Origin of the sequence: Tenacibaculum ovolyticum DSM 18103 (assembly GCF_000430545.1) — a bacterium.
Lineage (GTDB): Bacteria > Bacteroidota > Bacteroidia > Flavobacteriales > Flavobacteriaceae > Polaribacter > Polaribacter ovolyticus.
This window is the reverse complement of the sequence record NZ_AUMF01000013.1, coordinates 76,522-97,584: the sequence shown is the minus strand read 5'-3', so window position 1 is coordinate 97,584 and position 21,063 is coordinate 76,522. Positions and strand designations below refer to the sequence as shown.

The 21,063-nt window shown below is 29.6% G+C and carries 21 protein-coding genes and 1 pseudogene; 14 read left to right on the top strand and 8 right to left on the bottom strand.

What is annotated here, in order from left to right:
* Positions 1-44 precede the first annotated feature (44 nt).
* Both H518_RS20370 and ade read left to right on the top strand, forming a co-directional pair.
* Positions 45-800, top strand: coding sequence for an META domain-containing protein (locus tag H518_RS20370; RefSeq protein ID WP_051263654.1), 756 nt, complete (start codon positions 45-47; stop codon positions 798-800).
* 52 nt (positions 801-852) lie between these two features.
* Positions 853-2,472 carry an adenine deaminase gene (gene ade / locus H518_RS0103995; RefSeq protein ID WP_028887868.1) on the top strand — a complete coding sequence of 540 codons (1,620 nt, stop codon included), beginning with the start codon at positions 853-855 and terminating at the stop codon, positions 2,470-2,472.
* Between the two features lie 40 nt (positions 2,473-2,512).
* Here ade and H518_RS0103990 read toward each other — a convergent pair whose 3' ends face one another.
* Positions 2,513-3,817, bottom strand: a complete 1,305-nt coding sequence (locus H518_RS0103990) for a beta-1,3-glucanase family protein (protein ID WP_028887867.1) — start codon at positions 3,815-3,817, stop codon at positions 2,513-2,515.
* Positions 3,818-4,113: 296 nt separating this feature from the next.
* Between H518_RS0103990 and H518_RS0103985 the strand changes: the two genes are divergently transcribed.
* Positions 4,114-5,970 carry a hydrolase/aminopeptidase gene (locus H518_RS0103985; RefSeq protein WP_028887866.1) on the top strand — a complete coding sequence of 619 codons (1,857 nt, stop codon included), beginning with the start codon at positions 4,114-4,116 and terminating at the stop codon, positions 5,968-5,970.
* Between the two features lie 127 nt (positions 5,971-6,097).
* Here H518_RS0103985 and H518_RS0103980 read toward each other — a convergent pair whose 3' ends face one another.
* The 7 genes from H518_RS0103980 to H518_RS21380 all read right to left on the bottom strand — a co-directional run bounded on the left by H518_RS0103980 (position 6,098) and on the right by H518_RS21380 (position 11,174).
* Positions 6,098-6,493 (bottom strand): DUF1842 domain-containing protein, encoded by a 396-nt coding sequence (locus tag H518_RS0103980; RefSeq protein ID WP_043706449.1) that lies wholly within the window; start codon positions 6,491-6,493, stop codon positions 6,098-6,100.
* Positions 6,494-6,518: 25 nt separating this feature from the next.
* Positions 6,519-6,893 carry a hypothetical protein gene (locus H518_RS0103975; RefSeq protein ID WP_028887864.1) on the bottom strand — a complete coding sequence of 125 codons (375 nt, stop codon included), beginning with the start codon at positions 6,891-6,893 and terminating at the stop codon, positions 6,519-6,521.
* A gap of 464 nt (positions 6,894-7,357) precedes the next feature.
* Positions 7,358-8,104: a LytR/AlgR family response regulator transcription factor gene (locus tag H518_RS0103970; RefSeq protein WP_028887863.1), complete on the bottom strand. Its 747-nt coding sequence runs from the start codon at positions 8,102-8,104 to the stop codon at positions 7,358-7,360.
* On the bottom strand, positions 8,097-9,548 hold the full coding sequence (locus H518_RS0103965; protein ID WP_240472487.1) for a tetratricopeptide repeat-containing sensor histidine kinase: 1,452 nt from the start codon (positions 9,546-9,548) through the stop codon (positions 8,097-8,099). Before H518_RS0103965 ends, H518_RS0103970 begins: the two co-directional genes overlap by 8 nt.
* Positions 9,549-9,895: 347 nt before the next feature.
* Positions 9,896-10,372, bottom strand: coding sequence for a hypothetical protein (locus tag H518_RS0103960; protein WP_028887861.1), 477 nt, complete (start codon positions 10,370-10,372; stop codon positions 9,896-9,898).
* Positions 10,373-10,522: 150 nt separating this feature from the next.
* Positions 10,523-10,942, bottom strand: coding sequence for a Bax inhibitor-1/YccA family membrane protein (locus tag H518_RS21385; protein WP_240472492.1), 420 nt, complete (start codon positions 10,940-10,942; stop codon positions 10,523-10,525).
* Positions 10,943-10,946: 4 nt separating this feature from the next.
* Positions 10,947-11,174: a Bax inhibitor-1/YccA family membrane protein gene (locus H518_RS21380; protein WP_240472486.1), complete on the bottom strand. Its 228-nt coding sequence runs from the start codon at positions 11,172-11,174 to the stop codon at positions 10,947-10,949.
* Positions 11,175-11,222: 48 nt separating this feature from the next.
* Between H518_RS21380 and ruvC the strand changes: the two genes are divergently transcribed.
* The 11 genes and pseudogenes from ruvC (at position 11,223) to queA (ending at position 21,038) form a co-directional block, all read left to right on the top strand.
* A complete protein-coding gene (gene ruvC / locus H518_RS0103950; RefSeq protein WP_028887860.1) occupies positions 11,223-11,777 on the top strand; it encodes a crossover junction endodeoxyribonuclease RuvC in 555 nt (184 codons plus the stop codon).
* A 63-nt stretch (positions 11,778-11,840) separates the two neighbouring features.
* Positions 11,841-12,701, top strand: a complete 861-nt coding sequence (locus H518_RS0103945) for a hypothetical protein (RefSeq protein ID WP_028887859.1) — start codon at positions 11,841-11,843, stop codon at positions 12,699-12,701.
* A gap of 55 nt (positions 12,702-12,756) precedes the next feature.
* Complete coding sequence (gene hemW / locus H518_RS0103940; protein ID WP_028887858.1) at positions 12,757-13,932, top strand: radical SAM family heme chaperone HemW; 1,176 nt, start codon at positions 12,757-12,759, stop codon at positions 13,930-13,932.
* A 6-nt stretch (positions 13,933-13,938) separates the two neighbouring features.
* Positions 13,939-14,691 (top strand): cyclase family protein, encoded by a 753-nt coding sequence (locus H518_RS19180; protein ID WP_043706447.1) that lies wholly within the window; start codon positions 13,939-13,941, stop codon positions 14,689-14,691.
* 435 nt (positions 14,692-15,126) lie between these two features.
* A pseudogene (locus tag H518_RS20750) lies at positions 15,127-15,312 on the top strand (cyclase family protein); the annotation flags it as partial.
* Positions 15,313-16,454: 1,142 nt separating this feature from the next.
* On the top strand, positions 16,455-17,666 hold the full coding sequence (locus H518_RS0103925; RefSeq protein ID WP_028887857.1) for an MDR family MFS transporter: 1,212 nt from the start codon (positions 16,455-16,457) through the stop codon (positions 17,664-17,666).
* On the top strand, positions 17,663-18,028 hold the full coding sequence (locus H518_RS0103920) for a VOC family protein (protein WP_028887856.1): 366 nt from the start codon (positions 17,663-17,665) through the stop codon (positions 18,026-18,028). The genes H518_RS0103925 and H518_RS0103920 overlap by 4 nt, the downstream gene beginning before the upstream one ends.
* A 57-nt stretch (positions 18,029-18,085) precedes the next feature.
* Positions 18,086-18,412 (top strand): nucleotide pyrophosphohydrolase, encoded by a 327-nt coding sequence (locus tag H518_RS0103915; protein ID WP_028887855.1) that lies wholly within the window; start codon positions 18,086-18,088, stop codon positions 18,410-18,412.
* Positions 18,413-18,661: a hypothetical protein gene (locus H518_RS0103910; RefSeq protein WP_028887854.1), complete on the top strand. Its 249-nt coding sequence runs from the start codon at positions 18,413-18,415 to the stop codon at positions 18,659-18,661.
* A 28-nt stretch (positions 18,662-18,689) separates the two neighbouring features.
* The gene (locus tag H518_RS0103905) at positions 18,690-19,922 is read left to right on the top strand and encodes a 3-phosphoshikimate 1-carboxyvinyltransferase (protein WP_028887853.1); all 1,233 of its coding nucleotides are present in this window, start codon (positions 18,690-18,692) and stop codon (positions 19,920-19,922) included.
* A gap of 66 nt (positions 19,923-19,988) precedes the next feature.
* Positions 19,989-21,038 (top strand): tRNA preQ1(34) S-adenosylmethionine ribosyltransferase-isomerase QueA, encoded by a 1,050-nt coding sequence (gene queA, locus H518_RS0103900; RefSeq protein WP_028887852.1) that lies wholly within the window; start codon positions 19,989-19,991, stop codon positions 21,036-21,038.
* The last annotated feature ends 25 nt before the right edge of the window (positions 21,039-21,063 follow it).

The window sequence follows — 21,063 nt, the reverse complement described above, 5'->3', positions numbered from 1 at the left end:
ACAATTATTTTATACCCGAATTGATATTAGATATTTTAAAAAGTATGAAGATAAAAAGAATAGGAATATTATTATTTTTACTAACAATAATAAGTATAGCTTGTAATAATAAAAAGAAAGAAGTTAGTAATAATTTAGATAAGAGAATTACTGATAAAGGTGAAGAAATTAAAGAAATAAAATCGTTAGAAAATACCGAATGGATTTATAAAGGGAAGCAAATTAATGGTGAGTTTATAAAAAAAAATGAAGAGGTTACTATAAACTTAGATTTTAAAAAAGAATTAAATGGGTATGCTGGATGTAACTCTTATTTTGGAGCATATAAAGAAAGTACTATAGATGCAACTATCTTAATAAAAAGTATAGCTTCGACAGAAATGCTTTGTTCAGATGAGATAATGAAAGAAGAAGATGCCTATTTGTCGATTTTAAGAAAAACAAATAAAAGAAAAATAATAGATAATAATATCTTGCATTTATATTTTTCAGATACAGATTACTTAGTTTTTGATAAAAAAACAGCGGTAGTAATAAAAACTTATAAAGGAAAGTTAGTAGTTGGGCACGAGGTAAGTTCTATAGAAATAGAAGGTTATAAACTAGGTGTTTGGTTTTTAGATAGTGAAAATTTAGTAGGAGAAAAATATGATAAGCTAACAAAAAATAAAAAGCCGTACACATCTGTTTTTGTAGAGGTAAAAGGTAAGATGTTACCAAAAGCCCTTGATGGGTTTGCAGCTGAGTATGGTAATGTATTAGAGGTTACTGAGCTTATAAAAATAAGAGAAATTAAATAAATTTATTGTGGTTGATTTCTTAGTGAATTAACAACAGTTTTTATAACATGATATGATTATACAAGGAAATATAGTTGATGTAAAGAATAAACGAATCTATAAGGGAACGGTTGAGGTTGTAGATGGTAAAATCAAAGAGATTCGAGAAGTAAATCATTCTCAAGAAAATTTTATTATTCCTGGGTTTGTAGATGCGCACATTCATATTGAAAGTTCAATGTTAGTGCCATCAGAATTTGCAAAAATAGCTGTAACACACGGAACAGTGGCTACTGTTTCTGATCCGCATGAAATAGCAAATGTATTAGGAGTTAAAGGTGTTGATTTTATGATTGAAAACGGAAAGAAAGTTCCGTTAAAATTTAATTTCGGAGCACCATCATGCGTGCCAGCTACCTCTTTTGAAAGTGCAGGTGCTATTATCGATTCGGATGACATAAAATTGATGATGGAAAATCCGGATATTAAATACCTGGCTGAAATGATGAATTATCCAGGTGTTTTGTTTGACGATGAAGAGGTTTTAAAAAAGATTCAACACGCTAAGAATAATAACAAACCTATAGATGGGCATGCGCCAGGTTTAAGAGGTGATGATGTAACTAAATACATATCGGCAGGTATAACAACCGATCACGAATGCTTTACCTACGAAGAAGCTTTAGAGAAGCTTCAAAAAGGAATGAAAGTTATTATTCGTGAAGGTAGTGCCGCCAAAAATTTTGAGGCTTTAATTGATTTATTGCCTGATCATTTTGAAAATATGATGTTTTGTTCAGATGACAAGCATCCAGATGATTTATTAGTCGGGCATATTAACCAGTTATGTGAGCGCGCAGTATCGAAAGGTGTTAATGTTTTTAAAGTATTGCAAGCTGCCTGTATTAACCCAGTAAAACATTACAATTTAGATGTTGGTTTATTAGAGAAAGGAGATGATGCCGATTTTATTGTTGTTGATAGTTTAGAAAAATTTAATGTTTTACAAACGTATATAAACGGTGAATTAGTTAGTGAAAACGGAGAATCATTTGTAAAATCAGTAGATTTTGAAGTATTGAATAATTTTGATACAGATAAAAAGAATGTTACTGATTTTGAATTTAAATCATCTGCAGAAAAAATTAGAGTTATTGAGGCTTTAGATGGAGAATTGGTAACCAATGAAATTGAAGCAAACTCTTTAATAAAAGACGGAAATTTAGTTTCAAATACCCAAAATGATGTGTTAAAAATGACGGTTGTAAATCGTTATAAAAATGCTGAACCTTCAATCGCATTTATTAAGAATTTTGGATTAAAAGAAGGAGCAATCGCAAGTTCTGTAGGGCATGATTCACATAATATAATAGCCGTTGGTGTTTCTGATGAAGCAATTTGTAGGGCTGTAAATTTATTAATTGAGAATAGAGGCGGAGTTTGTGCTGTTACTAAGTCAGAAGAAAAAATAGTTTCATTGCCAGTGGCAGGGATTATGAGTGATAAATCGGCTGAAGAAATAGGTAAATCGTATGCTGAATTAGATAAAATGGCTAAACAAATGGGAAGCACGTTACGTGCACCTTACATGAGTTTATCATTTATGGCGTTATTAGTAATTCCATCTTTAAAGTTATCTGATAAAGGGTTGTTTGATGGTAATACATTTAAATTTACATCTTTAGAAATATAAAAGAAAAGCAGATTTTTAAAATCTGCTTTTCTTTTTACTTTTATAGTAATGTTTCTACGTTAAAAAACGATAATTGTAATTCATCAACTGTAGCTGGATTTAAAGATATTTGAACTGCTGAAAAACGATCAGAATATGCAAAGTTATAAGCATCAGATAATGGCTGTAAAGCTGCCGCATATTGATTGTAATTCGTAGTTTTACTTTGTAAGTTCGAAAATAATTTTGTGTTAGGTACTTTACTAAACCAGCTACTACTTTTCATTGCTCCAACTTTTTCCTGATTTATTTCTGTAACAGAGCCTATAGCACCGATATTAAACCCAGCAAGTAAATCACCAGTAATCCATCCATAAACATCATTTGCAGGATTTTCTTCACTTCCTTTATTTAAAGAAAACGCTGCATTTGCTCCATAAATACCTACAGGGCTAATAAGGTTAGCTTTTGTAAACTCCATTGTAGTTTCTGTGCCACCTATTTTACCTTTTAAGGTTACATTTAAATCAGCATCAATAGAAGCTTTTAAATCATAATCTTGAGCGCTTTGCGGTCCAGAAGAAGGTACATTAGGACCAACTCCGTTAAAATGCCCAGAAATAGTAGCAATTATTCCATTACCTAACCCTTCAATTATGATTGGGTTTGCAATCGGAGTTTTTCCGAAGTTTTCATTTAAAAAAGTTAAATAATCATTAAAAAGATTATACGGAATCACTGGAACTCCTCCAATTGGTGGATATGAAGAAGGGCCAATAATACGAGCAAATCCAGATCCAGGTTGATTAGCATTTTGTTTAAATGTACCAGGAACTAAAGCTGGTTTTGCATTTGATTGCCCAGATTTTGGTGGAGTAGTTAATATATTTAATGCATTATATATTTGACTTGAAGTAACTCCTTTTTTATTTCCTAAATCAGTTTGAACTGAAGTGTTTTTATAAAAAGTTTCTAATTTCATAGGAATACTCCAATAATCAATGCTTGTTAAATCGGCAACATCAGCAGGATCTCCATTAAAAGTTAGTTCCATTTTATCGTAACGAAGAAAGAAATTTGGATCTGTAATGTTTTGAGCAGGTTCGTAATCATTTTTTAAAACTTTCCATGTTTCTCCATAAGACACGTAAATACGACCACTAAAGTTTTCAATTTGAACACCATCTTGTAGTTCTTCTAATTTATACCAATTACCGTTTTCTTTAGTTTCATTTAGAGGTAAAATATCTTTTCCAGCAGAATAACTTAAATTAAAGGCATTGGCTCCACCAGGAACAAACCCAATAGATACATCAGAATCAGGTAATTTACTTTCATTTTTAAATTTTACAGTTAATACATTCATATTCGTAAGTTTTGAGGTTATAAAAAGGATTATTTGCTTTCTTTTTTAAAAGTAGTTTAGCTTGTTGAAGATTTATAAAAAAGGAATGAGGCTCTAAAATTTATACATAAGAAGGGGAAAACAGAGAATGAATTTTAAATAATACTTACAAGTGTATTTTAAAGCTAGCTATAATGTTTACGGGAAATGATGTAGTTTTTTTATTAGAGGTAGCTTTTAAAAAGGATTAAAAATATTAATTCAATAAAATGAATATTATAAAATATAATAATACTTTCGTGTCACAAAACCACATCATGAAAAATATAAATCTATTAAGTTTCTTAATCTTAATTTGTATAACAAGTTGTTCAGATTTAAATAAAGAAGAAAAAAAAGTAAAAAAATATGTAGAAGAACCACATTCGTTTTCTAAACCTAACGAAGCGGTTGTTACACATTTAAACTTAGATATTGATGTTGATTTCGATTCAAAGCAGATTAAAGGAAGCGCAACATATAATATTACAAATAATGAAGCTTCAGAAATAATATTAGATACGAAGTTCTTAAAAATTCATAGTGTACTAGCTGATGGAGAAAAAGTTGAATTTTCTTTTGGAGATTTTAATAAAGAACTAGGTAAAGCTTTAAAAATTCCTATTACTAAAAATACAAAAACGGTAACAGTAAACTATAATACTACCAGTAAAACGGAAGCTTTACAATGGTTAAGTCCGCAGCAAACAGCAGACAAAACAGATCCGTTTTTATTTACACAAGGACAAGCTATTTTAACACGTACTTGGATACCAATACAAGATAGCCCACAAGTTAGAGTTACTTATAATGCAACAGTAAAAGTACCATCATCATTAATGGCTGTAATGAGTGCAGAGAATCCAAAAACTAAAACTGCAGATGGCGTTTATAATTTTAAAATGAAACAAGCTATTTCTCCATACCTAATAGCATTATCAGTTGGAAATATAGAATACAAAGCTGTTAGTAAAAGAACAGGAATTTATGCAGAAAAATCGATGCTAGCTAAAGCTCATGAAGAGTTCTCTGATATGGAAAAAATGGTTTCAGCTGCCGAAAACTTATATGGAGATTATGACTGGGAGCAGTTTGATGTTATTGTTTTGCCACCTAGTTTTCCTTTTGGAGGAATGGAAAACCCGCGTTTAACATTTGCTACACCTACTGTCATTGCAGGAGATAAGAGTTTAACTTCTTTAATAGCGCATGAATTAGCACATTCGTGGTCAGGTAATTTAGTAACAAATGCAACTTGGGATGATTTTTGGTTAAACGAAGGTTTTACTGTTTATTTTGAACTACGTATTATGGAAGCTTTATATGGTAAGGATAGAGCTAATATGTTAGCACTTATTGGAAGACAAGATTTAGAAGATGAATTAGAAGGTTTTAAAGATGCTCCTAATGATACTAAGTTAAAGCTTGATTTAAAAGGTCGTAATCCTGATGACGGAATGAATAGTATCGCTTATGATAAAGGATACTTATTTCTTAGAACTTTAGAAGAAACTGTAGGTAGAGAAAAGTTTGATGTGTTTTTGAAAAATTATTTTAAGACACATGCTTTTTCTACAATGACTACAGAAAAGTTTATAGCGTATTTAAATACGAATCTTTTAGAAAAAAATACGATTGAATTTAATACAAAAGAATGGATTTATAAACCAGGTGTACCAAAAAACCAAGCTATAATTACTTCTGATAAATTTAGCAGTGTAGAAAAAATACTATCTGAATTTATAACTAAAAATAAGATTGACGCTAGCTTAACAAAAGATTGGACAACGCAAGAGTGGGTACACTTTGTTCGTAATTTTCCTAAAGAAATTACAGTTGAGCAATTAACAACACTTGATGATACTTTTAATTTAACAAATTCAACCAATTCATACATTGCAATGGTTTGGTTTGAAAAAGCAATAACACATAATTATAGAGGTAATAATGTAGATGCTACTATTGAAGCTTTCTTAACAAGTGTTGGTAGACGTTGGTATGTATCAACTATTTTTAAAGCTTATAAAGATAGTAACAAAGTTGCTGAAGGATTAGCTATTTATAAGAAATCAAGATCAAACTACCATTCGGTAACAGCAAATACGATTGATGATATGTTAGGGTATAAAGAGTAATATATTACTACATTCTATAATAAATTAAAAAAACCTCAGATTTTAAAATCTGAGGTTTTTTACTGTAATAGTAGTATTTAATTTTTTACCATTCCTTAATTGAAATGACATAACTTTTGTTTTAGGTTTATAAATTAAAAGTATCTGCTTTTACAGGTACTTTTTCTTCGTGGTATCCTTGAAAAGAAAAACCTCCAGTACCACTCCAGTCAGCTTTTAAGGCCATGTTTGCTTCAAAAGGAAATTGAAGTGGAGTTAATTTGTTATCAGAAGGAATACTTCCATTTAAGCTTAGTACTCGAACGATATCACCATAACCAGTTGAGTAAACAGTACCAGTTACTTTACCTGTATATGTTTTCTTATCAGTACCTACATTAATTGTAACAGTTCCGCTTACGGTATGATTTTCTGGATGTACTAATAAAGAAAAATTAACGATAGTTGCTAAAAGGTTCGGAACAAAGCCCATTGTACCTTTAAAATATACTGTTTCTACTGCGGTGTTTATTGTTGTTGACATAATATTTTATTTTAAAAATTAAGAATTAAACTACTGCTGCAGTTTCTTTTGCTACATTAAAAGAGATAGAATTATTCCCTAATGACCAGATTACGCCAACTAATGGTTTATTTGGGTTATTTAACAATTGATAAGGTTGTCCGTCATTTATTTTAAACTCAAAATTATAAGGGCCTCCCCAGTTAATTCCTGTATATACTAAGTTGTAATCTCCTTTAGGAAGATGAACAATTGGTGAGTCTTGAGTAGCAGGACCATTATAAGGACCTTCTTTAATAGTAATATTATAATCAAGGTTAGAAGCAGCTTTTAGGTTGCAAATTTCGTAACTATTACTCCATTGAAAAGCTGTTAAAATAAGTTGATTATCACATTTTGTAATTTTAATAGTATTTGACATGATTAATAATTTTAGTACTCCTACTCGTAAGGCTTTTCGGATTCCGCCACGTTTTTAAAATGGTTACTGCTCCATTTAAATATAAGTTTGGTTAGTTGTTAAATAGTAAAGTGTAGTTATAATATTTACCGAAAACACGGTTGGGTTTCTACAATTGTAATTATTTAAAAACAGTGAAATAATATATGCTAGCGTCTTATTTCTGATATAAAATTACTTTAGGAATAGGAGGTAATTAAAAAAAATGGAACGAAGAGAAGCTTCTTTTCCATAAGAAAGGAAAAAAAGGGCATGAGATTTTATAGCTATTCTTGCTTTACTATTTAGAGATTACTTCGTTCCTCGTAATGACGTTTTTTACTGTTTCTCGTCATTGCGAAAGAAGTGCAACGTACTAAAGTAGTTTCTCTATTAAGTTTTTGTTTTGCTGTGGATAGATTACTTTGTTCCTTGTAATGACGTTTTTATTTTAAGGTACGTACATTTTTTAAAAAACTCTTATATTTTTCGCTAAGGGTAGCTTTATGATTTCCTTGTAGGATTATTAGATTATCTGCTGGAATAATTTCAATAATCTTTTCAACATTAACAATGAAATTTCGATGTGTTCTATAGAAAATAGTGTTATCTAAAAGTTTTAGAATTTTTGTTAATGAAATAAGGATTACAAATTTTTCTTTTTCAGTAATAATATTGCAATACTTTTCCTCTACATCAATATAAATAATATCAGAAATACGTACTTTTTTTAAAGACTTACCTTTTTTTATAAATAAATATTCATCGCTTATAATAGTATCTTCTTCATCATCTAAAAAAACATCTGTTTGCGCATAGAATTTTTCTACTGCCATTTCTATGGCATATAGCACTTCTAATTCATTAAAAGGTTTCATTAAATAACTAAAAGGTTGCGTTAGTTTTGCTCTTTTAAAAATTTCACGATCTGTTGAACTTGTTAAAAAAACAAAAGGTTTGCTTGCTTCAGGAATAATACTAATTGTTTCTGCAAAAGAAATACCATCAGCTACACCATTTAAAAATATATCTATAATAACAATGTCAACCTTTACTTGGTAAAATTTAGTTAATGCTTCTTTAAAATTTCGGGCAACTCCTGTAACGTTATAATTATTGGCTTCTAGCACTTTAATTAAACGATCGCTTTCAGCAGGCGTGTCTTCTATAATAAATACATTAACATTATCCATTATCTTGTTTTTTAGGTAAAGATACAATCATTTTTGTACCTATACCTAATTCACTTTCTATAGAGAATTTACCATTATTTTTTTTAATCATTGTTTTACATAATTGCAATCCTAATCCGGTTCCAATAACAGTTTCATGTTCTTTTTTAGATAAAAGTAAGGTATCTTCTAAAAGTTTTAAACGAGTATCATTACTCATTCCCATACCTGTATCTTTAACAATTAAATCGCAATAACCTTCTTGTTTGTTTCTTGAATATACTTTGATGATTCCATCTTTAGTAGAAAATTTTATGGCGTTATCTAGTAAGTTTCTAATAATCAATTTTAATGACTCTTGATCGGCAAAAGCAATGGCTTTCTTTAGTACTTTGTTTTCAAACTGGATGTTTTTTTCAAGCATTAAAGGTTTGTAGTTATATGCCATTTGCTCAACCATAAAAAATAAACGGGTACCAGTTATTTCAAAATACCCTTGTTTGGTTTGCGACAATGCCCAATGCAACAAGTTATCTAACAAACCATAAGCTCCGTTAACAATAGCGCTATTTTTTTTCAATAAATTACCGAGGGCAACAATATTTTTAGAAGCCAAATTATCTAATAAAACAATATTACTGCTTTTTAATGCATTTACAGATGATCTTAAATCGTGACTAACAATAGAGAAAAGCTTGTCTTTTGTAGCGTTTAAAACATCTAAGTTTTCTTTTTGATGTGCGATTATTTTATTGCGCTTTACTTTTTCTCTGTAAAAATAAAAACTAATGCTTAGTAAAATTAATAAGCCAATAGCAGCATATAAAAAGATGTTACGTTGCGTTGCTTGTAGTTCATTTTTTACTTGTAATATATCTACCTCTTTTTGTTTTTCCTTAACGGCAAATTCTTTTTCAAGTTTAGCAACCTCGTAAATTTTATTTTGATCGTTTAAAGAATCTTTCCATTGTTGAGACTCTTTTCTGTATATTAAAGCCTTTTCAAAGTTTTTACGATTTTCTTCAATCACGGCCATATTCTTCGCGGCTTTTCTTTTCAAATTAAAATCATTTAAATATTTAGAGATGTTATATGCTTTTTTAAAATATTTAATAGCTATTTCATGATTTTTAGGGGTTTTGTAGTATAAATTAGCTCTATTACTATAGTTCATTATTAGTTTTAATGTGTCTTTGGTGTTTTGATTAAATTGTTTAAAATAAAATTCAGATTTATCAAATTTTTCTAATAAATAAAAACATAGAGCTAAATTGTTTAAAATTTTATTTTTATTGAAATATATAATCTTTTCGTTAGGTAGTTTAGAAAGTGGAAGTAGATGTGTTATAGCTTTATTGTATTCATATAGAGACATATTAACATAGGCTAGATAGAATTCAGTAATGTTATGAAATTTAAAATCATTTGAAATTAATTTCAAATGATTTTCAGATTCGGTGAACATTTTTTTTTTAGAAAAACTAACCCCTCTTAAATAATAACAAAGATTTTTTATATCGATATTGTTATTTTTTTTCAATTGTTTTTGAGTATAAATAAGTATTGAATCCCATTTTTTATCAGCAAAAAAGACAGAAGATTTTTTTAAATAAGGCTCAGATTCAAATTTTAAAGAATACTCTAGTATATCAGAGTAAATAGACTTTTTTTTTTGTGCAGAGAGAGAAAAACAAAAGAATGAAATTAAGATATAGGTTAATTTATAAAACATTTAAAAAAAAAGGTACTGGTTAGAGTATCTCTAATGTAAAAAAAAATGTTCTGAATATCTTCAAAACATTTTTTTATTTATTATTTACCACCCATTGGTGGTTCATCAAAAACAACTTCAGTACCCTTAGAAGTTTCTGTACCATCTCCATTAATAATTATTTCACTTGATGTTTGATATGTATCCGAAAGATATACTTTAGGTTGGTGAGGACCTTTGAGAATTCTTCCATCTCCATTTTCAACAGTGATAGTCCATTGATGAAGTGTATTAGGGACTACTGTGTGTTGGTAATCAAATTCTACAATAAAAGCTGAGAGTGAGTCATCATAATATAAATTTGGGTTTCCATTATAATCGGCATCAATACCAACAATAATTGTTAGGTTATAAGGCATTTTATTTGGGTTTCCATTGATTGCACTCATTGTAGCACTTAATGGGGTTGCTACTAATATTTGATTTCTATTAGCATCAATACCAAAAGTAAAACTACTTTTTGGATAAGTACCTGTTGATTTGGTAGATGTACAATGGATTGAGATTCTTTGTGACATAATAGTTAATTTTAGATTGGTTAAAATTATATTTTATTGTTTTCTTAGTTTAAAGAAACAATAAAATGAAACATGAAAGAAAATAAAGGGAATAAGAGCCCCATTTGTAGGAATAAAGAAGTGGATTTAAAGAATGAAAATAGAAAAATTCTACCGTGTCGCTAATTTTTTCATCAACCGTAAAACCTCTACATACAACCAAATCAATGTTATTAATAAGCCCCAAGTAGCTAACCATTCACGCTCTTTTGAGTATCTACTTACTTGTTTATCGATATAATAAAAATCGAGGAGTAAGCTAAAAGAAGCAATAATTGCAGCAATAACATTAAATATGATTGCAAACCAAGAAGTTCCCCATAAATACGGAACATTAATACCTATAAAACGTAAAATCCATCCAATAAAATAAAACATGAAAATACTTGCTGTGGCAGTAATAATGATAGCTCTAAATTTTCTGGTTACACGAATTAATTTCCATTTATAAAGTAGTAACATAACAAAAAAGGTAACCAAGGTAACTCCGATAGCTTGAAAAGGTAAATTCGGAAAACGTTGATGTGCAATAGCGCTAATTCCGCCTAAGAAAAATCCTTTTGCTAAAGCATAGATAGGTAGTTACTCCGTTAAAAAATAAATGCCATGTATAAGACGCTGTAGCAACAACTAAGCATAACATTAAAAGCGATTTTAAGATAATGCCACCAACTGACATTTTTGCTTTAGAGTTATTGTATTGTTTTTTCCAAAAGAAACGGTTAAAAGCAGGATTTGAAGTACGTAAACCAAATACGCTCATAAAAGATTTAATTGATTAGTTTTGTGTTTGTACAAAGTACAATAAAATTTGAAGACAGAAAAAATCATATTAGGTATCGACCCAGGTACAAGTATCATGGGATTTGGAATTATAAAAGTTGTAGGTAAAAAAATGGAATTCGTTCAAATGAATGAATTGATTTTAAAAAAATACGACGACCATTATATTAAACTAAAATTAATTTTTGAGCGAACAATTGAGCTGATAGATACCTATCACCCAGATGAGGTTGCTTTAGAAGCACCTTTTTTTGGTAAAAATGTACAATCGATGTTAAAATTAGGGCGTGCACAAGGTGTTGCTATGGCAGCAGCATTGTCAAGAGATATTCCTGTTACAGAATACGCACCACTTAAAATAAAAATGGCAATTACTGGTAACGGGAAATCTAGTAAAGAGCAAGTCGCGTTAATGCTAAAGTCTTTATTAAATTTAAAAACCTTACCTAAAAACTTAGATGCTACCGATGGTTTAGCAGCAGCGGTTTGCCATCATTACAATTCAGGTAGAGTGGTTGGCGGTAAAAATTATACAGGATGGGCAGCGTTTGTAAAGCAGAATGAAAAAAGAGTTAAGAAATAGTATATATAACTTAATGTAGTTATTGTTTAAAAACTTATTTTTGAAAAAAAAATAATATAATTTATGAAAAATTTACTTTATTGTGTGATTTTAATTGTCATTTTTGGTTGTAGTTCTTCTGATGATCCAACAGGAAGCTCTAAGGACTCTTTTGAATATATGTATAAAAATGAGAAAATAACGATTGATACTTGGACAGCTTTCAAGATAGAAGACGGTATTATTGTTACAGGATCATCATCTATAAACGAACAATCTTTTACGATCCAGTTTAATAAATACGGAAATCTAAATTCGGCAAATTCTTACCCTTTAGGAAATTTTAATATTCCTTTATCTATAAGTTATGAATACTATAAGTCTAACTTTTTTAATTTTGAATTACTAAACATTGATGAGTCAAATAATAGAGTTTCTGCGGTGTTTTCTGGAAATTTGTATGAAGATGAACATGATCTAGATTCAGAAAAGCATTTTGTAGAAGGAGCTTTTAATATTTCTTATATAGATAAAGAGCCTAATTACCCAGGCCTTAAAGTTTATGCAGAGATTGAAGGTAAAGACTGGTATTCAGTTGATTCTGATTCAGAAGGAGGTTTTTTCTCAGGTTCGGATATACATTTAAATCAATTTAGTGATGATGAATATCAAATTACTTTCATATTAAATCATGATAATACAAGTACAGGTAATTATGCCTTTGATTTAAATTCTCAAGTAAATAAAGTAGTCTTATCTAAGTTTGATAAGGATGGTTTAACTGTAACGGAATATGAAACAGAAGGAAATTTTAATTTGTTAGAAAAGAATATAGGAGCTGCTGTAACCCAATTGATAGGTAATTATGATTTAATAGCCAAAAATGGCAATGAAATTATAAGGGTTACTAATGGAACTTTTAATACAGTTTATAGTAACTATTAACAGTCTCTAATATAAATAATAAAGAAAAGCAAGATTTTACTATCTTGCTTTTTTTATGGCAGGAATCTATATACACATACCGTTTTGCAAGCAAGCATGTTTTTATTGCGATTTTCATTTTTCTACTTCTCTAAAGAAGAAAGATGAGTTGGTGTTATGCATGGTAAAAGAGTTAGAGCTAAGGAAAGAAGAATTAGCAAATGAAACGATAGAGACTATTTATTTTGGTGGAGGAACCCCTTCTTTATTATCAAAAGAAGAAATAGAAACCTTATTAAAAGCAATTCATCAGAATTATAAAGTAATTGAAAATCCTGAAATTACTTTAGAGGCGAATCCGGATGATTTGTCCGTTCGAGCGCAGTCGAGAACTATTTTTGAAGAATATAAATTAGCAGGAATAAATAGACTAAGTATTGGCGTACAATCTTTTTTTGAAGAAGATTTAAAAAGCATGAATCGTGCACATAATTCAAAAGAAGCAAAAGAGTGTTTGACTATGGCGACTCGCCATTTTGATAATATTACGGTAGATTTAATTTATGGTGTTCCGAATATGAGTAATGAACGCTGGAGAGAAAATTTGCAAATAGCATTCGATTTTGGTGTGAATCATATTTCAAGTTATGCCTTAACTGTTGAGCCTAAAACGGTACTAGATAGTTTTGTGAAAAACGGAAAGTATCCCGCACCAGATGAAACCGAAGCAAAAGAGCATTTTGATATTTTGGTAGCAGAAACCGCTAAAAACGGATTTGTACATTACGAGATATCAAATTTTGGAAAGCCCGATTATTTTTCAAAACATAATACAAGTTATTGGTTGGGTAAAAAGTATATCGGTATTGGTCCCTCTGCACATTCGTTTAGTAAAACACATCGTAGTTGGAATATAGCGAATAACGCAAAATATATAAAAGAACTTCAAGAAGGTAATTTACCGAATGAAAGTGAAGAACTAACAAAAGAAGATCAATTTAATGAATATTTAATGACGGGCTTGCGAACTATTTGGGGTGTTTCATTAAATAAAGTAGCTGAAGAATTTAGAGAACAATTAGTAACTTCGTCAAAGAAGTTTATAGATGAAGGTTTACTCATCATTAAGAGAGAAACGAAGCAATCGGCATCTTCTTTATCGAGATGTAATGAAGATAGAGTATTAAAAACGACTGCAAAAGGAAAATTTTTAGCAGATGGTTTAGCTTCAGAATTATTTATAGTTAAATAATAAAATATGATTGCAGAGATACAACACAAATCAAAAAAATATCAAATAGACTTATCTAAACCCTTAGATATTTCTATAGCAATAGATGTTTCAAAAGAAAATGTAAATGCATGGTATTTAGATGATCCAAAGATCTCACCTGTTACGTCAGGAGATTGGGTAGGTCGTGTAGCAGAAGGAGCAGATGTAAATTTTAATAATATATCATTCAATCCGCATGCACATATAACACATACTGAATGTGTAGGTCATATTACCAAAGAAGTGTATTCTGTTAATAAAAATTTAAACAAGTTTTTCTTTTTAGCTAAGGTGGTAACAATTACGCCTAAAGAGTTAGAGAATGGAGATTTTGTTATTACCAAAGAACAACTAGAAAAAGTTTTAAATAGTAAGAGCGTAGAAGCAATAGTAATTAGAACTTTACCAAATTCAGATAGTAAAATATCAGCGAAATATTCAAATACAAATCCGCCATATTTATTAGAAGCCGCAGCGATTTTTTTAAAAGAAAGTAATGTTGAGCATTTATTAATAGATTTACCTTCGGTAGATAAAGAAAAAGATGAGGGCAAATTATTAGCTCACAATGCTTTTTGGAATACTAAGGGGAGGTTACGAATGCAAGCTACAATTACTGAGTTTACATTCGTACCTAATGATATAAAAGACGGGGATTATTTTTTAAACTTAATGACAGCACCATTTGAAAATGATGCTACCCCAAGTAAACCAATTTTGTATAAAATCGAAAAGTAGTAGGTTTAGCGATTTAATAAAATATAATTGCACAAAAGGTTTTGAATCGTTACAATATTTTTTAATTTTTTTATACTAAATGTTTCTTTTTAGTGACCTCTATCTGTTTGGCGAGATTTACTTTATGTTTCATTTATACTTCAAAGATATTACAACATCTTAAATAGAAAGTCCTATTAAAGGTGAGAGGCTTTTATGTATAGATAAATGGATTAAATGTAGCTATTAAAACAGTTTCTGGATTTAAATAAATGCTAATTAACGTGTTGTTTTATAGGCGTTTATGTTTTTGTTAGAGGTGTGTAAGTTCTTATCTTTCTAAAGAAGAGTTTGTATGTAAATCAGTATGGTTATTAGAAAAGCAAGAACATTTCTTTAAAAGAGTGATGTTTAAAGTCTATTTGTAGATTTGTGATTGGTAGGTAGAGGAAAGATGAATTATTAGCCCACAATGCTTTTTGGAATACTAAGGGGAGGTTACGAATGCAAGCTACAATTACTGAGTTTACATTCGTACCTAATGATATAAAAGACGGGGATTATTTTTTAAACTTAATGACAGCACCATTAGAAAATGATGCTACTTCAAGTAAACCAATTTTGTATAAAATCGAAAAGTAGTAGGTTTAGCGATTTAATAAAATATAATTGCACAAAAGGTTTTGAATCTTTACAATATTTTTGAATTTTTTTATACTAAATGTTTCTTTTTAGTGACCTCTATCTGTTTGGCGAGATTTACTTTATGTTTCATTTATACTTCAAAGATATTACAACATCTTAAATAGAAATTTCTATTAACGGTGAGTAGCTTTTATGTATAGATAAATGGATTAAATGTAGCTATTAAAACAGTTTATAGATAATTATTTAGAAGTCATCAAGTATTATTTGTTCTTAGATACCTAGTGTTTTTTATTGAGTTAGCCTAAGGAACCAAAATAGAATATAAATAACGATAGCTATTAAAAATCACAACAGCTTTTTATAGGAAAGTAATGTTTAACTTTTTAATAGATTTGAGATTGATAGAAAAGGTTGAGTTGATTAGTAAAGAGGTGTTTTATAACATAAAGGAGAGGTAACGAATGCAAGCTAAAATTACTCAGTTTACATTCGCACCTAATAAGATAAAGAATGGGGACTCTTTTTAATATAATGCTAGTTTCATTTAAAAACGATACTAGACTAATTAAAATAATTTGTATAAAATCGTAAAATAGTAGGTTTAGCGATTTAATAATTTTTTTACACAAAGGTTTTTAAATATTGATACTCCTTTTTAATAAATGTTTCTTTTTAGTGACTTCTGTTTTTGCTAGAAGAGATTTACTTTATGTTTCATTTATACTTCAAAGATAGCTGAGTAATAAAGAAAAATATTTTTTTAAAAGTTGAATAACCTTTTTGTATCGACGAATGGATTAGATGTTCCTTTTAAAGATTTTTTTTTATTGATTAAGGCAAATGAAACTGTACCTAATTGATATTATACTTGTTTAGAATGAGTATAAAAATGAATTTATATATTCCTTAATGTTAGGTGTATATGTTTTTTTTATATGTTTACATCTTAATTAAGATAAAATGACAATTTTTAATACATATAAGCAATGTAAATGGACCGTGAGATACGGTACATGTTGGGCTACTTATGTATTATGATTATTTAAATATAAAATATATCAATTATAAAAAGCCCGACTTCACAGTCGGGCTTTTTATTTTTAGATCAAACTCAAAACCACTAAACCACACATATTATGAAAAAACTATATTTTAATTATTTAGATACTTTTAAAGGCCTCTCGAAAGAGGTTTGGTGGCTGGCACTAATTACATTAATAAATAGGGCGGGTACAATGGTAATTCCGTTTTTGTCGTTGTATTTAACTAAAGATTTAGATTTTAGTTTAAAAGATGTCGGTTGGATTATGAGTTGTTTCGGAGCAGGATCGGTATTAGGATCTTGGTTAGGAGGAAGATTAACTGATAAAATAGGATCGTATAAAGTAATGAAAACAAGTTTATTCTTAACAGGGTTGTTATTTATTGCGTTACAATTTGTAACTACATTTTATGGGTTTTGTATTGGTATATTTTTGGTAATGTTGGTGGCAGATACTTTTAGACCCGCAATGTTTGTGGCTTTAAGTGCGTATAGTAAACCAGAAAATAAAACACGATCGGTAACACTTATACGTTTAGCAATTAATTTAGGTTTTTCTGCAGGGCCAGCAGTAGGAGGAATTATTATAACCTCGTTAAGTTATGGTGGATTGTTTTGGGTAGATGGTATTACCTGTATTTTAGCTACATTATTACTCGTAAAAGTATTGAATCCTAAGAAGGCAAGAGTTTTAGATGAAGTAAAAGTAGAAAACCCAGTTTCGGTATTTTCTGATAAGGCGTTTTGGGTATTTTTTGTAGCGATGTTTATTTTTGGATTTGTGTTCTTGCAATACTTTTCAACAATACCATTGTATTATAAAGATGCACACCATTTATCTGAATTAGAAATTGGATTGCTAATGGGATTAAACGGATTTTTAATTTTCTTATTAGAAATGCCATTAATAAAATGGTTAGAAGAAAGTAAGTATTCAAAAGAACGTTTAATGTTCGTTGGTTTGTTTTTAACAGGAATAAGTTTTTTAGTATTAAATTTAACTGGCTGGGGAGGTATTTTAATTGTAGGAATGTTATTTATGACGATAGGAGAAATGATTGCCTTTCCATTTTCGAATGCTTTTGTAATGGAAAGAGCAAAAAAAGGAAATCAAGGAGAGTATATGGCATATTATAGTATTGCATTTTCTTTAGCCCATATTTTTGGGCACAACTCAGGAATGCAAATGGTAGATGCTTTAGGTTTTGATAAAACATGGTGGATTGTAACCTTAATATCAGCAATAGGGTTATTCTTTTTATTTATCTTAACAAGAGTTGTTAAACGAGAAAAGGTGAAAAAATGAATTTAAATCAAGTTACAATTTCGTCTTTAAATGTAGAAGAATCAACAAAGTTTTACATAAAACTAGGCTTGCATCTTATTGTAGATGCAAGCCCTAGATATGTACGTTTTGAAGTGCCAGATGGAGATGCTACTTTCTCGGTTCATAAAGTAACAAAACTTGCTAAAGAGAATAATATTGTAGTTTATTTTGAAGACGAAAATTTAGATAAATTAGTTAAAGAACTTCAAGAAAAAGGAATTATTTTTTCTCAATTACCGAAAGATGAAACATGGTTATGGAGAGAAGCACATTTGTTAGATCCTGATGGGAATAAAATTATTTTGTTTAAAGCAGGCAAGAATAGAAAAAATCCGCCTTGACGAATAAATTAGCCCAAAAGAAATATTTATATTTGAATTTTAAATGTAAGAATAAAAATGGATATACAAAACGCTCAAAAAGAAGTTGATAATTGGATAAAAAACCATGGAGTTCGTTATTTTAACGAATTAACAAATATGGCACAATTAACAGAAGAAGTAGGGGAGGTTGCGCGAATTATTGCACGACGTTATGGAGAGCAGAGTGAAAAAGAGAGTGACAAAAACAAAGATTTAGGAGAAGAACTTGCTGATGTTATGTTTGTAGTATTATGTTTAGCAAACCAAACAGGTATAAATCTTCAAGAAGCCTTTGATAAAAAATTGGATATAAAAACAAAGCGTGACCACGACCGCCATCATAACAACGAAAAACTAAAATAAATGAGCTTACTTAAAAAGATGCAAAAAGGACTTTTTTGGATCAATGTACTTAAAGTTGGAATTCCTTTTATCGTTTTTGTAGCCTTATTTTCATTAGTCGTAAATAGTGGAGGGCCCTTGTTTTCAGGAGACTTTGAAACAGTAAATACGATTAATTTTTCAGAAGGTAAATGGAAACGTTTTTGGTTAACTAAAGCAACTGTTAGTATTTTATACGCAGTATATGTGGTTAATAAAAAAACAAAGTAAACATTAGTTTTAAAAAAACTAAATAACAATGAACTTACAACTTACAACCAATAAAAACCATAAAATTACTTCAGAAGTAATTATTTCTGGTTCAAAAAGTGAATCGAATAGATTGTTAATAATACAACAACTATTTACTAACGTAACGATTAATAACCTATCAGATTCAGACGATACACATCATTTACAAGAAGCATTATCTTCAAGTAATCAAATAGCTGATATTGGTCATGCAGGAACAGCAATGCGTTTTTTAACAGCTTTTTTTGCAACGCAAGAAGGTGAAACCAAAATATTACAAGGATCAGAGCGAATGCATAATCGTCCTATTGAAATTTTGGTAAATGCACTTCGTGATTTAGGAGCAACTATTGAGTATGTAGGTAAAGAAGGGTATCCACCAATAAAAATTACAGGAAACAAAATAGTAAAAGATAAAGTTGCTATTGATGGAAATGTAAGTAGTCAATATATTTCAGCATTAATGTTAATTGCTCCAAGCTTAAAAAACGGACTAGAAATTGAATTAAAAGGGAAGATTACTTCAGTTCCTTATATTAATATGACATTAAAACTACTACATCAAATAGGTGTTATTGCAAAATTTAATGAGAATATTATAAGTATTCAAGCAAAAGAAGTTAGTTCAGAACAAAACATTGTTGTAGAGTCAGATTGGAGTTCAGCTTCTTATTTCTATTCATTAATAGCTTTGAGTGAAATAGGAGCTACTGTAAAATTATCAGCCTATAAAAAAGATAGTTTACAAGGAGATAGTTGCTTAGCTAAAATTTATAAACATTTTGGAGTAACAACTGCTTTTCAAGAAAATTCAATTATTTTAACAAAGGAAGGAAAACATAATTCGGCTGTTTTAATAGAGGATTTAAAGAATGCACCAGATATTGCTCAAACCATTGCGGTTACTTGTTTTGGATTAGGGATAGCTTGTGATTTATCTGGGCTTCATACCTTAAAAATTAAAGAAACGGATCGATTAGAAGCGCTAAAAGAAGAGTTAACTAAATTAGGAGCAACGATTAACGTAACCAATGAAAGTTTGCATTTAAAAACTTCCGAAAAAATTAAAGAAAATGTAAAAATTGCTACTTATAATGATCATAGAATGGCAATGGCATTTGCACCTTTGGCATTAAAAACACCAATCATTATTTTAGAAGCAGAAGTGGTAACTAAATCGTATCGAAATTTTTGGAAAGACATGCAACAAGTAGGTTTAGAAACTGTTGAAGTAAAATAAAAGGCGAATCACTTGACAAGGCCTATCTCCAAATCGTATATTTGCGCACGTAATAAAAATAAATAAATGAAATTATCAAATTTTAGTTTTGAATTACCAGAAGAATTATTAGCAGAATATCCTTCAGAGCATAGAGATGAAGCTCGTTTAATGGTGTTACATAGAGATACTCAAAAAATCGAACATAAATTATTTAAAGATTTAATCGATTATTTTGATGAAGGAGATGTAATGATGTTAAATAATACAAAGGTTTTTCCTGCTCGTATGTACGGGAATAAAGAAAAAACTGGTGCTCGTATTGAAGTGTTTTTATTACGTGAACTAAACGCTGAAAATCGTTTGTGGGATGTATTAGTAGATCCAGCAAGAAAGATTAGAATAGGAAATAAATTATTCTTTGGAGACGATGAAAGTTTAGTAGCTGAAGTTATTGATAATACAACATCACGTGGTAGAACATTACGTTTCTTATTTGATGGTCCTTACGAAGAGTTTAGAGAAAAATTAGTAAAATTAGGTGAAACACCATTACCTAAATATATAAAGCGTGAAGTTGAGGCAACAGATGAAGATCGTTACCAAACAATTTATGCGAAACATGAAGGTGCAGTAGCAGCTCCGGCAGCAGGTTTACATTTTTCTAAACACTTAATGAAGCGTTTAGAAATTAAAGGAGTAGATTTTGCAGAAACAACTTTACATGTAGGTTTGGGTACATTTAATCCAGTTGAGGTAGAAGATTTATCGAAGCATAAAATGGATTCTGAGAAGATTAAGGTAACTCAAGCGACTGCAGATATGGTAAATAATGCATTAGCAAAAAAGAAAAGAGTATGTGCTGTTGGTACAACTGTTATGAGAGCAACAGAATCTTCAATTACCTCTAAGCGTAAATTAAAAGAATTTGAAGGATGGACAAATAAATTTATTTTCCCTCCGTTTGATTTTAGTATTGCAAATGCTATGATAACAAACTTTCATACACCTAAATCAACTTTAATGATGACGGTTTCTGCTTTTGCAGGTCATGATTTTATGATGGAGGCTTACAAAGAAGCAATTAAAGAAAAGTATAAATTTCATTCGTATGGAGATGCGATGTTAATTTTATAGTATATATAATAAAACGATTTATAAA